The following is an 11868-nucleotide window of genomic DNA, read 5'->3' on the forward strand; positions in this document are numbered from 1 at the left end:
CGCGAGATGATGCGCGGTGCGATGCCGCGTGGGTTGCTGCAGCATCGCTGCGGTATCGTGATGTCACGGTGCCCATGCCTATGGCATGATGCTTCATGTCATCACCACGAGGACCACTATGAACACACCCGCGGACAACCATAGCAAGCTGATTGGCTATCTGCTCTGGATCTTCGGCTTTACCGGCTCACACCGCTTCTACTACGGCCGGCCCGTGACCGGGACGATCTGGTTCTTCACGCTTGGCCTGCTCGGCATTGGCTGGCTGATCGACCTGTTCCTGATTCCCGGCATGGACCGCGATGCCGACCTGCGCTACACGCCGGGACATCTCAACTACAACATCGCGTGGCTGCTGCTCACGTTCCTCGGCCTGTTCGGTGTGCATCGCATGTACATGGGCAAGTGGCTGACCGGCATCCTGTACCTGTTCACCGGCGGTTTCTTCCTGATCGGCGTGCTGATCGACCTGTGGACCCTCAACGACCAGGTCTCACAGGAAAACAGCCGCAGGCTGTCGATGGCGGGCGTACAATAAAAGCCACGCGCCGCCGCGCTGGTGTGCGGCGCTTGTTTCGTGATGCCTGTTCGTGACGCTGTCCGCCGCGCCACGCACTGCCTGCCTGTGACCGGCCTGTCTCCTGACTCTTCCGGCATCGTTTGCCATCCTCCCGTGCGCTGTTCCGGCGCACGGCGTCACTCGTCCAATCCCGCCTCCGCATGGAATCCGTCGGCGTTGTCCTGATCATGCTGCTGGCCGTGGTGGTCAGCGGCTACGTGGTGCGCATGCTACCCATTGCGCTGCCATTGCCGCTGGTGCAGATCGCGCTCGGTGCGGTGATTGCCGGAGGGCTGAACCATGGCGTGGTGCTCGATCCGGAGTTCTTCTTTCTGCTGTTCCTGCCGCCACTGCTATTCCTCGATGGTTGGCGCATTCCCAAGGCAGGCCTGTTCCGCGACAAGTTCGTGATCATCGAGCTGGCATTGGGCCTGGTCGTCTTCACCGTGCTCGGCATGGGTTTCCTGATCCACTGGATGATTCCCGCCATGCCGCTGGCGGTGGCGTTCGCGCTCGCCGCCATCGTGTCGCCGACCGACCCGGTGGCCGTGTCGGCCATCGCCGCCCGCGCGCCAATCCCTAAGCGCCTGATGCATATTCTCGAAGGCGAGTCATTGCTCAACGATGCGTCGGGTCTGGTCTGTTTCCGGTTCGCAGTAGCTGCGGCGGTGACGGGCACGTTCTCGCTCGCGTCGGCATCGCTGACTTTTCTTTGGGTGGCGACGGCCGGTCTTGCCGTTGGCGCGGCCGTGACACTCATCGTCAGCACGGCGCAGCAATGGTTGTCGCGGCTCGTCGGTGAAGAGGCCGGGTCGCCCATCCTGATCAGCCTGCTGATTCCATTTGGCGCCTATCTGGTGGCCGAGCATATCGACGCATCGGGCATCCTGGCGGCGGTTGCGGCCGGCGTGACCATGAGCTATGTCGAGCTCACCGGCCGGGCGCTGGGCAGCACGCGACTGCAGCGCGCCGCCGTGTGGGATACCGTGCAGCTCACACTGAACGGTATCGTGTTCGTGCTGCTGGGTGAGCAGTTGCCGGGCATCCTGCGCAACGCCGTGGCCTCGGTCGAGCAGAGCGGGCACGTCAACCCCTGGTGGCTGGCGGCGTATGCGCTGGCCATCAATGTTGGCCTGGCCGTGCTGCGTTTCGTGTGGGTCTGGGTGTCGCTGCGCGTCTCACTGTTCAAGACCGGGCAATCTGGCGTGCCGACCTCGCGCGCGCAGTGGCGGCTTGTGCTGGCGACATCGCTGGCGGGTGTGCGCGGCGCAATCACGCTGGCCGGCGTGATGACGCTGCCGCTCATGCTGCCGGGCGGCGAGGCTTTTCCGGCGCGCGATCTGGCGGTGTTCCTGGCCACGGCTGTCATCCTGCTGTCGCTGGTGGTGGCGAGCATCGGCTTGCCACGCCTGCTGCGCGGGCTGGAAGTGCCAGACGAACCAGCCGAGCGGATGGAGGAAAATCTCGCGCGGCACGAGTCCGCCACGGCGGCCATCGCGGCCATCGAAAAAGCCCAGCATGCCCTGCTGCACGATAGCGCCGAGGCCGAGTTGTACAGCGATGCCGCCAGCCGTGTGATCACGCTCTACCAGGCGCGGCTCGATGACGGCATGGGACAGGAGGGCGATGCCCAGCAACTGCGCAAGACGGACGATGTCGAGCGCACCTTGCGGCTGGCCGGGTTGCAGGCCGAGCGCGAGGAAATCTTCAATCTCGCCCGGCAAGGGCGCATCTCGGATACGGTGTCGCGCAAGCTGGTGCGCGAGATCGACCTCGTCGAGTCGCGCTACCGTTAGTCCGGCTGCAGGCAGGTTTTGCTCAGGGCGGCAGGCTGCGGATTATCCGTCCCTGTCGGGCCGCGCACCAGGCAGGCCTGTGCGCGGCGAGTGCCAGAGTCAGCGCTGCTCGAACGTGCGCCAGCGCAGCAGATACCAGGTGGCAGCCAGTGCGTTGACCGCGGTGAGGCACATGAATGTCGTCCCGAACGCCTGCCCGGTCGCCATGCCCTGGGCCTGTAGTTGCGAGATCAGCCAGCCAACCAGGAAGCTGATCGAGCCGGTACCAATGAACATGAAGAGGTTCAGGCCGGTATTGCCGCGCCCCACGAGGGTAGCAGGCAAGCCATGGCTGAGGACCGTGTAGGTCAGCACATTCAGCGACGTGCCAAGACCATACAGGCACCACCACACCACCTCGCCCGGCCAGCGCAGGCTGATGGCGAGCAGGCTGAGAAGGTCGAGCAACATGCCGGCCGCCAGCAGGTGGCGATTGGTGACGCCGCGCCGGGCCAGCCGCTCCGACAGGGCGCCAATGAAGAAGTACCCGGACAGCGAGATCAGCGACACTGCCAGCAGCAGGCTGGCCGCATCCGGCTTGCTGTACCCCGCGCCATGCATGAGCCACTGCATACCCCACAGGCCCTGTACGGAAATGAACGTGCCCATGCCGGTGAACGCCCACGGCATGACCCACCAGAAGCGCCGGTGCACCAGCAGTCCGCCGAGTCCGCGCCACTGCTCGGCCATCGAGCGCTGTTCGCGCTCGACCGGAATGTCGCGGATGGCCCAGGCAATGCCCATTGCCGCCAGCAGGCTGAGTACCGCCAGCCCGGCGAACAGCATGCGCCAGTCGAAATAGCCGAGGGCCAGTTCCACCGGCTTGGTGGCAAACGACGCGCCGAGGCCGCCGACCAGCATGATCCAGCCGGACAAGGCCACCTGTTTTTCTGGCGGGTACCATACCGCAGCAGCCTTGAGCGGTGCCGCGAAACAGATCGCCACGCCGATGCCGATCAGCACGCGGCCCGCGCCGAGTGCGGCGAAGCTGTCGGCAAAGCAGAACAGCAGCGCACCCGCTGCGGCCGCAAGAATCAGGCCGCCTTCCGCGCGGCGCGGGCCAAAGCGGTCGAGCAGTACGCCGGCAGGAATCTGCGCAAAGGCAAACGCGTAGAAATACAGGCTGGCGAGCGCGCCAAGATCCTGCGGGCTGAGACTGAACTCGCGCGCCAGCTCAGGCGAGATGACGCCGATCACCGCGCGGAACAGCGAGGAGAGGAAATACGCTGCGGCGAACGGAATGAAGAATCGCAGGATGGGCACGCCGGTTCCTAAAGATGAGCGTTATGAGCGTCGCTGGGCGTGTCGCTCAGGCGAGGTCGGAAGGCACTGCATGGAAAGAGTTCGCAGTGTACAAAAAAAGCAGATGGCGTGGCCTGCAAATACAGGGGATGAAGCTGCCCAAGCCTGTATAGGGCGAATCGCGTTCTGGGGGGCTGTGCGGCTTCTGTGCTGGTACATGGCAAGGCGAGAAAATCAGAGTTCCGCATTGGCCAGTCGTAAAGCCAGCCCCAGGAATACCATGCCCGCCGCCCAGTTCAGACCACGCTGCACGCGCGGCGAGCGACGCAGTGCTGCCCCGAACGTACCGGCAAAACAGGCGATGGCGCCGAAGGTGAGCAGCGTCGCCACGATAAAGATACCGCCCAGCAGCAGCATCTGCACCGGCAGGCTGCCGGCTTCCGGATGGGCAAACTGCGGCAGGAAGGCGAGAAAGAACACCACGACCTTGGGGTTGCTGAGATTCATGATCACACCGCGCCCGTAGCCCTGCCATGCACCGAGCGGCGCGCGTGGCTCATCGGCCTGCATGCCAACGGGCGCACGGAATGCCTGGAATGCCAGATACACCAGATACGCCGCCCCGCACAGCTTGAGCACGGTAAATGCCGTGACCGACGCGGCGACCACCGCTGCCACGCCGAATGCCACGGCGGCGGTATGGACCAGCAGGCCGGTACACAGTCCCAGCACCACCAGCATGCCGGCCTTGCGGCCGTGCATGGCCGAATGCAGCAGGACGAAAAGATTGTCGGGACCCGGGCTCAGGCCCAGCAGCACGGCAACGCCAAAAAAGGACAGGGCGGTTTCGGGGCTCAGCATGGATCAGGATCCTCAGTGATCGCCCAGGCCGAGCTTGTACTCGATGCTCCGGACCAGGCTCACCAGGCGTGGGCCAAGGTCGGTCTGCAGATGCTGGCGGTCGGTTGCATACGCGGGGACGGTCAGATTGAAGGCCAGGTGCATGCCACCGACGGGCGCGCGCATCGGGACCGCCACGGCGGCAAGCGTCGGCCGCCAGTCGCCGGCCACGATGCAGAAATCCTGTTGCGCGATCTCCGTACAGGCCTGCTCTGCTGCGGCATGAAAGGCTGCCCATTCCTGCGGCACCGTCTCGCGCAGGCGACGCAGCAAGGCCGTGCGCTGAGGCACGCTGTAGCTGGCGAGCAGGGCGCGTCCGATGGCGGTGCGCAGGAAGGGACGGGTCGAGCCGATGTCGGGCTTGGTGGCGTTGCTGTCGTAGGCCTGTACGGTTTCCACGTACACCACCTGCAGGCGGTCGCGCGTGCCGATGGAAACCGGCCCGCGCGCATGGCGCGCCAGCTCGAGCATTTCCGGCGAGGCAATCTGCCGCACCGTGAGTTGCGACAGCAGCGGATAACCGAGCGAGAGCACCGCTGGCCCAAGCGAATACTTGCCGGTGGTGCGGTCGCGGCGCAGGTAGCCCAGGCCCATCAATGTAAACGTCAGGCGCGATACCGTGGGCCGGGAGAGCTGCAGGCGTTCGGCAAAGTCCTTGTTGCCCAGCACCGTTTGCCCGCCGCCGAAACAGCCGAGCACAGCCAGGCCATTGGCGAGCGTGGACGCAAACTGCGGATGGGCCGCCAGTGTTTCCGCATCGAGAAACGACGCACCGCCGTCGTCGAGATCTTCCAAGCCCTTCCCCGAATATGAACGTGCTTGACATTATAGCGGGCGGAAACAATACTTTTGTTCAATTAAAAGGAATTGAATTCCACTATTCGGGCGTAAGTGCCGCCGAGGTCATGGTTGCGTGATGACGTGATGGCCGCGTGTACCGTGCCCATACAGGAGACACTCCCCATGCCACACCTGCCGCATGCCACGCTGGGTGCACCGCTGTTTTCCTTTGTTGTCGTCGCGGACACCCACATCAACGAGCAGGATGGCGCCTCGGCGTCTCCCTATCTGACCAACCGCCTCGCCAACGACCGCGCGCGCCACGTCTTCCAGGAAATCGCGGCAATGGATCCGCCGCCGCGCTTCGTGGTGCATCTCGGCGATATCGTCAACCCGGTGCCATCGTTGCCCACCTTCCACGACGCCGTGGCACGCTACCGCGAGATTGCGCAGCCGGTGACGCTGCCGGTGCATCTGGTGCCCGGCAATCACGATGTGGGCGACAAGTGTGTGGAGTGGATGCCGGCCGGGCAGGTGTGCGACGCCTATCTGGCAACCTACCGTGAAGCTTTCGGGCAGGATTTCTACGCCTTCGATGAAGAAGGCCTGCGCTGCATCATCGTCAACTCGCTGCTGCTCAACTCGGGGCTGCCCGATGAAGCACGCCAGCGCGCATGGCTGGAAGAGCAGATCGCCACGGCGGGGCAGCGCCGCGTATTCCTGTTCATGCACTACCCGCCGTATATCTTTGCCCCCGACGAGCGTGCCAACTATGACAATGTCGACGAGCCCGCGCGTAGCTGGCTGCTCGACCTGATCCGGCGTCCCGGCGTGGAGGCCGTTTTCGCCGGCCATGTGCACAATTTCTGGTACGACCGTGTCGGCGCGGCAGAGTTTTACATGCTGCCGTCCACGGCATTCCTGCGGCACGATTTCACCGAGTTCTACCGGGTCGCCCCGGCCACGGAATTCGGGCGTGGCGATGCCGACAAGTTTGGCTACTTCATCGTCGACGTGTATACGCGCGGGCACGTCGCGCATCCGGTGCGTACGATGGGCCGGCACAGTCAGGCCGGTGCGCCTGCAGCGCCAGCCCGGACGCTGCATCTCACGCATCCGAAGACGGCCACCTTTGATGACGTCGGTGTCGAGTTGCGTCACCCGTGGACCGAACGCATGCAGATCACCGCTACCGGTGGCGTGCAGGAGTTCGGACGCAAATGGGCGCGCAACGACTACCCCTTGCTGGCATTGTGGGAAATGGGTGCGCGCCTGTCCAAGGTGACCGACATGGATCTGCACGATCCGGAGGCGCGTGCGCGCATGGCGCAGATGGCGCGCTTCGGGCACCGCTATATCGTCACCACGCTCGGCGTGCCGAAGGCTGCCAGCCTGGAAGCACAGCCCGTGCAGTGCGGTGTCGCCGCCTTTGAGGTCAATCTCACCGGTGCCAGTTTCCAGCGTCAGCAGGAGGCGCTACGCGCGGCGCGGCAGGCCACGGGCGCCGCCATCTACTACGCGCGGATTGCCGCCTTTGACGATTCGCATTACGACGGCAAGCACTTCAGTCATTTCGTCAAATCCGGCCTGACACTGGACGAGCTGGCGGGGCAGCGTGAAACGCTGATGGTGGCGCGTGCCGCCGGCGTGATCGACGGCGTGACCGTGCGGCTCGATGCGGAGGAGCCGCTCTGCCCGGCGGCCCATGTGCTGGCGGCGTTTGCGGAGGAGACCGGTTGTCTTGTGCTGGCCTCGCTCAAGACCAGCGGACCGAATCTTGCCACTGAACGGGCCGAGGATGACGAGCTGGCGGCCCGTGCGGCGCAGGCCATGATCCTGTCGAAGGCGCTGCGCGGCGTACGCTTCGTCTTCGATACGTTTATGGACGTCGACCGTGGCTACTACCCGCGCCACGGCCTGATCGACCGGCGTTTTACCCCGCGCCCCGCGGCCACCGTGTTTCGCATGCTCAATGCGGTACTGGCGGCGGCGACCGCTTTCAGGCTTGTGTCACATACCGATGATGCGGCCGGCATCCTGCGCTTTGAAGCCGATGGCGCGCTTTATCGCCTGCTGTGCATGGATGCACGGGCGATGACTGCGCAGCTGGCAGCGTTGCCAGCGGAGACGGTCGTCCACGGACTGGCGGACGGAGAGACGGGCGTGGCAGCGATGTGGCTGAGCCGCCTGCAGGATACGCCGGCCGGCGAGGCCGGTGCCCTGCAGGTATTGCTGGCACGGGCCTGAGTGCCATGCCGGCCAGCTGTGCGGGCCATCGCATCTCGACCACGCGGTGGCCCGGCCGGATCGCTCAGCCGCAGCAGCATCCCCGGCGTGCAGGCGCCGCGCCGGCGGTCTGGCTTGCCGCAGGTTCTGCCGGATAGCCTTCCTGAGCGAGCGCGGCGACGACCGCCGCCGGCTCGACCTTGCCAGTGACTGTGGCGCTGCCGCCAGCCAGATCGACCGTGACTTCTTCCACACCAGGCAGCGCATCGAGCGCCTGGGTCACATGGCGGACGCAGTTGCCGCAGGTCATGCCGCTGACGCGGAAAACTTGAGTGTTCATCTTTCTCTCCTGTTGCCGGGCCGGTGGTGAGCCCGTAATTAGCCCATAATTAGCCCCTAGCTGGCTTGTCCATGACAGCATCGTGCTTCCCACGGTGGCAAGGTCAAGAGAAACAATAAAGAAACTACAGGGCTTGATCGCGGGCCGGCCTGCGCGGCCCTGTCGCCGGGTTCAGGCGCTGGAGCCGCCTTGCTTCGGCCTGCCACGCGCACCCGCTACAATGGTCGTTTCCCCACACGATCATCAGGAGACGTCATGACACTCTATGCATTGCTGCTCTTTATCCATCTGGCTGGTGTCGTGGTCTGGGTGGGCGGCATGTTCTTCGCCTACGTCTGCCTGCGGCCGACTGCCGCCGAGGCGCTCGAGCCACCATTGCGGCTGCGGCTGTGGCAGGGGGTGTTCCGGCGTTTCTTTGTCTGGGTGTGGATCGCGGTGATCGGCATCCTGCTGAGCGGATTTGCGATGCTCGGACACATGGGTTTCGCCGCGGCACCCAAGCACCTGCATGCCATGGCTGGTGGCGGACTGGTGATGGCCGCAATTTTCGTCTATGTGTTTGCCGCGCCATACCAGGCGCTGAGCCGGGCCGTTGCCGCCCAGGACTGGGCCGCCGGCAGTGCCGCGCTGGCCCGCATCCGGCGTGCCGTCCACGCTAACCTGTGGCTCGGCATTCTCGTCATCGTGATTGCCACGGTCGGCCGCGCCCTGACCTGATGCAGACGCTGCACGCCGCCCGGCGGTACCTGCTGCTGCTCGCCGTGGCATTCGGCGTGTGGTGGGCCGTGCTGGCCATTGCGCCTTTGCATCGCGACGACTGGGCCCTGGAAAACGTGCTGGTCCTGGTGTGTGTCGTGGCCGTGGCTGCCACGTATCGCCGCTGGCCGCTGTCGCCTGCGTCGTACACGCTGCTGTTCGTCTTTCTCTGCGTGCACGAGATCGGCGCGCACTACACCTACTCGGAAGTGCCATACGACGCCTGGTTACAGGCCATTGCCGGCACTTCGCTGAACAGCCTGATGGGCTGGGAGCGCAACCATTTCGACCGCCTCGGGCATTTTCTGTATGGCCTGCTGCTGGCCTACCCGGTACGCGAGATCGTGCTGCGTGCCACGGGCGTGCGTGGCTTCTGGAGCTATTTCTTCCCGGTGGAATTCATCGTCGCCAGCTCGGCCCTGTACGAGATGTTCGAGTGGGCGGCCGCCGCGTATTTTGGCGGCGACCTGGGCATCGCCTACCTCGGCACCCAGGGCGACGTCTGGGATGCCCAGCGCGACATGCTGCTGGCCAGCCTGGGCGGCTTGCTGGCGATGCTGGGTGCAGCGGCATGGCACCGCATGCGTGGCCGCGATGGCGCGCAGCAGTGGCTGCAACGCGTGGCGCGCGCGAAGTGAAAGACGTAGCGGATAGTGCAGGATGGTGGAGCGGTTGTCGCTCCGATTGATCAGCCCGGCAGGCATGCAGGCTCGGCACCCGCATGCCCCCTTCATCCGCGCCTCAAGCGCAGGCAGCCACTGACTGCCGGAACTCCGGCGAGGCCTTGAGCGTCGTGCGATGCAGCAGGCGCCGCTCCTCGGCCGTATAGCCGCCCGTGGCCCGGTGCACGGTGGCCCAGTTGTCCCACATGATCAGATCGCCTACCTGCCACTTGTGGCGGTAGATGAATTCCGGCCGCGTGGTGTGGTCGTACAGTTCGCGCAGCAACGTCTGCGCTTCATCGTCCGGCATGCCGACGATGCCGACAGTAAAACCCTCGTTGATGAACAGGCTCTTGCGGCCGCTGAACGGATGCACCAGGACGACCGGATGGATCACGTCCGGTGTCTGTTTCTTCTGGTCCTCGGTCAGGGCCGGGCCACCACGCGACTGGGCGATCTTGTTGTAGATGTCGCCATAGCGGTGCACCGCCTTCAGTCCTTCGAGTTTCTTCTGCATTGCGGCAGGCAAGGCATCGTAGGCCGCCGCCGTGCTGGCGAACTCGGTATCGCCCAGCACCACGCCGTTGCGGACCGGCACTTCCACCGAATACAGCAGCGAGCCGCGGCTGGGTTCGGCCACGTATGACAGGTCGGTATGCCAGAACTCGCCGCTGCCGCCAATGCGCTGTCCGTTTTCAACAATGTTGGAGACCCGGAAGATTTCCGGATGCCCCGGCAGCAGATAGCGTGCCATCACATGGATTTCCAGCTCGCCAAAACCGCGGCTAAAGCGGATCTGCTGTTCCGGTGTCAGCACCTGGTTGCGGAACACCAGCACGGAGCATTGGTTATAGGCTTCGCGCAGTTCGGCAAAGGTCTTGGCATCGAGCGGCTGGCTGAGATCCAGTCCGGTGATTTCATTGCCGAGCGGCGCCAGGCTCGGCAGCAGGGTGAAGCGGGTTGGTTTCATGCATGGCTCCGAATGGAAGCGTGGCGGCCGGCGCAGGGAATCCGGCCGGCAACCATTACTTCCATTTGACTGTACGCAGGTCGTAGAAGGCGTAGCCGCGCTGGGGTTCCCACACGATGTCCTTGCTCTTGGCGAAGACCGAAAACAGTTCGGAAATCAGCACTGCGTGGCCATCGTCGCGCAGCAGCTTGGCGATCTGGCGGAACAGCTTGTCGCGCGCGGCCGGATCGCTGGTGCCGTTGGTTTCCTCGATCAGCTTTTCCACCTCTGGATTGAAGTAGTCAGACCACGTGCCGTTCTTGCTGGCCGTACCCGCAATCGGGGTGATCGGGTCATACATCGCATTCGAGTACTGCATCACCGTCATCGGCCCCGACTTGTGCGTATTGTTCAGGCGGTTCCACGCCGGATAGTCGAGCAGCCGCACCTTGGCGCGCACGCCAATGGCCGACCAGTACGCCGCCACTGCTTCGGTGACTTCCTTCGGGTACGACGTAGGACTCAGCAGCTCGGTCTCGAAGCCTTTCGGATAGCCGGCGTCGGCCAGCAGCTTGCGCGCGAGTGCCGGATCGTACTTGAAGGGCTTGAGCGCCGGGTCGACGCCAATCGGATAGTAGGCGGAGATGTAAGACGTCAACGGCTGGCCGATGCCATGCATGACATTCTTGATGATCGCCTGAGTGTCGATCGCGTGGTTGAGTGCCAGCCGTACCCGCTTGTCATTGAGAGGTGTGCCCGGTACGTTGGCGTAGAGCCGCACGTTCAGCGGGCTACCCATGGGGACGCTCACCACGTCCAGCCCCGGGGTCGCCTTGACGCGCGCCACGTCGACCGGAGCGATGCCATCGGCCATGTCGACTTCATTCTTGAGCAGGGCGTTCACGCGGTTGGACGCTTCCGGCACGAACTTGAAAATCAGCCGCTTGATCCCCGGCTTGTCGCCGTAGTACTCGTCAAAGCGTTCCAGCTCTACCGACTGGCCGATCTTGTGCGACACGAACTTGTAGGGGCCCGCTCCGACCGGCGCGCGAGAGAAGGCTTCCACGCTCGGCAGCGATTCGGTGTAAGCCTTGGGTACGATCGCCACGAACGCAGCGATCTTGTTCATGAACACCGCATCCGGTTTCTTCATGCGCACCACAACCGTGTACTTGTCGGGGGCCGATACGCTGTCGACGGTGTCCGCAAAGTAGGGGCGGCGCGTGCTCTTCACCGCCGGATCGAGAATGCGTTCGAACGAGTACTTCACATCTGCCGAGGTCATCGGCTCGCCATTGTGGAACTTCACATCTTTGCGCAGCGTGAAGCGATACTCCATGCCATCTGCCGACGGCGTTACGCTGGTGGCGAGCTGAGGCTTCAGCATGCCTTTCTTGTCGAAGGTATAGAGGTTGTCGAAGAGCTGCCATGCGTAGCGATCCGAGTTTCCGGTGTTGTCCACCTGCGCGTCGAGCATGGCAATGTCGCGTCCGATGCCGAAGACAATGGTGTCCTTGTCGACAGCGGGTTTGGCGTGGGCCGTGGCTAATACCCCGCCGGCCAGAAACAGGCACAGTGCCATTTTTCCGGCTTGCTTGCGCATACTCTGCATGGCGATC

General features: G+C 64.2%; 11 protein-coding genes. 5 read left to right on the plus strand and 6 right to left on the minus strand.

All coding sequences use genetic code 11. The features are described from left to right. Positions 1-118: 118 nt before the first annotated feature. Positions 119-538, plus strand: a complete 420-nt coding sequence (locus ACQ3C8_RS04765; RefSeq protein ID WP_428852646.1) for an NINE protein — start codon at positions 119-121, stop codon at positions 536-538. A gap of 182 nt (positions 539-720) precedes the next feature. Beyond that, a complete protein-coding gene (locus tag ACQ3C8_RS04770) occupies positions 721-2355 on the plus strand; it encodes a Na+/H+ antiporter (protein ID WP_009521401.1) in 1635 nt (544 codons plus the stop codon). A gap of 99 nt (positions 2356-2454) precedes the next feature. Here the strand turns inward: ACQ3C8_RS04770 and ACQ3C8_RS04775 are convergent, their stop codons facing one another. The 3 genes from ACQ3C8_RS04775 to ACQ3C8_RS04785 form a co-directional block, all read right to left on the minus strand. Next, a complete protein-coding gene (locus ACQ3C8_RS04775; protein WP_428852647.1) occupies positions 2455-3657 on the minus strand; it encodes an MFS transporter in 1203 nt (400 codons plus the stop codon). A 213-nt stretch (positions 3658-3870) separates the two neighbouring features. After that, positions 3871-4497, minus strand: a complete 627-nt coding sequence (locus ACQ3C8_RS04780) for a LysE family translocator (RefSeq protein ID WP_428852648.1) — start codon at positions 4495-4497, stop codon at positions 3871-3873. A 12-nt stretch (positions 4498-4509) separates the two neighbouring features. Continuing rightward, the gene (locus tag ACQ3C8_RS04785) at positions 4510-5331 is read right to left on the minus strand and encodes an IclR family transcriptional regulator (protein WP_428852649.1); all 822 of its coding nucleotides are present in this window, start codon (positions 5329-5331) and stop codon (positions 4510-4512) included. A gap of 168 nt (positions 5332-5499) precedes the next feature. On the opposite strand from ACQ3C8_RS04785, the gene ACQ3C8_RS04790 reads away from it, so the two are divergent. Next, entirely contained in the window at positions 5500-7563 is a 2064-nt protein-coding gene (locus ACQ3C8_RS04790) for a metallophosphoesterase (protein ID WP_428852650.1), read from the plus strand. Positions 7564-7627: 64 nt separating this feature from the next. On the opposite strand, the gene ACQ3C8_RS04795 is transcribed toward ACQ3C8_RS04790, so the two are convergent. Next, positions 7628-7882 carry a heavy-metal-associated domain-containing protein gene (locus ACQ3C8_RS04795; protein WP_428852651.1) on the minus strand — a complete coding sequence of 85 codons (255 nt, stop codon included), beginning with the start codon at positions 7880-7882 and terminating at the stop codon, positions 7628-7630. A 255-nt stretch (positions 7883-8137) separates the two neighbouring features. Here ACQ3C8_RS04795 and ACQ3C8_RS04800 point away from each other — a divergent pair, with 255 nt between their 5' ends. Both ACQ3C8_RS04800 and ACQ3C8_RS04805 read left to right on the plus strand, forming a co-directional pair. Beyond that, positions 8138-8599, plus strand: coding sequence for a CopD family protein (locus ACQ3C8_RS04800; RefSeq protein ID WP_428852652.1), 462 nt, complete (start codon positions 8138-8140; stop codon positions 8597-8599). Beyond that, a complete protein-coding gene (locus tag ACQ3C8_RS04805; protein ID WP_428852653.1) occupies positions 8599-9276 on the plus strand; it encodes a DUF2238 domain-containing protein in 678 nt (225 codons plus the stop codon). Before ACQ3C8_RS04800 ends, ACQ3C8_RS04805 begins: the two co-directional genes overlap by 1 nt. Before the next feature lie 103 nt (positions 9277-9379). Here the strand turns inward: ACQ3C8_RS04805 and ACQ3C8_RS04810 are convergent, their stop codons facing one another. Continuing rightward, positions 9380-10270, minus strand: coding sequence for a TauD/TfdA dioxygenase family protein (locus ACQ3C8_RS04810; RefSeq protein ID WP_428852654.1), 891 nt, complete (start codon positions 10268-10270; stop codon positions 9380-9382). Positions 10271-10325: 55 nt separating this feature from the next. Next, entirely contained in the window at positions 10326-11861 is a 1536-nt protein-coding gene (locus ACQ3C8_RS04815; protein ID WP_009521392.1) for an ABC transporter substrate-binding protein, read from the minus strand. Positions 11862-11868 lie beyond the last annotated feature (7 nt).

The organism is Imbroritus primus (assembly GCF_964332355.1).
Classification (GTDB): domain Bacteria; phylum Pseudomonadota; class Gammaproteobacteria; order Burkholderiales; family Burkholderiaceae; genus Imbroritus; species Imbroritus primus.

Coding starts and splice junctions, on each gene's coding strand:
- ACQ3C8_RS04765 (WP_428852646.1), top strand. CDS start 119: ATGAACACACCCGCGGACAACCATAGCAAGCTGATTGGCTATCTGCTC.
- ACQ3C8_RS04770 (WP_009521401.1), top strand. CDS start 721: ATGGAATCCGTCGGCGTTGTCCTGATCATGCTGCTGGCCGTGGTGGTC.
- ACQ3C8_RS04780 (WP_428852648.1), bottom strand. CDS start 4,497: ATGCTGAGCCCCGAAACCGCCCTGTCCTTTTTTGGCGTTGCCGTGCTG.
- ACQ3C8_RS04790 (WP_428852650.1), top strand. CDS start 5,500: ATGCCACACCTGCCGCATGCCACGCTGGGTGCACCGCTGTTTTCCTTT.
- ACQ3C8_RS04795 (WP_428852651.1), bottom strand. CDS start 7,882: ATGAACACTCAAGTTTTCCGCGTCAGCGGCATGACCTGCGGCAACTGC.
- ACQ3C8_RS04800 (WP_428852652.1), top strand. CDS start 8,138: ATGACACTCTATGCATTGCTGCTCTTTATCCATCTGGCTGGTGTCGTG.
- ACQ3C8_RS04805 (WP_428852653.1), top strand. CDS start 8,599: ATGCAGACGCTGCACGCCGCCCGGCGGTACCTGCTGCTGCTCGCCGTG.
- ACQ3C8_RS04810 (WP_428852654.1), bottom strand. CDS start 10,270: ATGAAACCAACCCGCTTCACCCTGCTGCCGAGCCTGGCGCCGCTCGGC.
- ACQ3C8_RS04815 (WP_009521392.1), bottom strand. CDS start 11,861: ATGCAGAGTATGCGCAAGCAAGCCGGAAAAATGGCACTGTGCCTGTTT.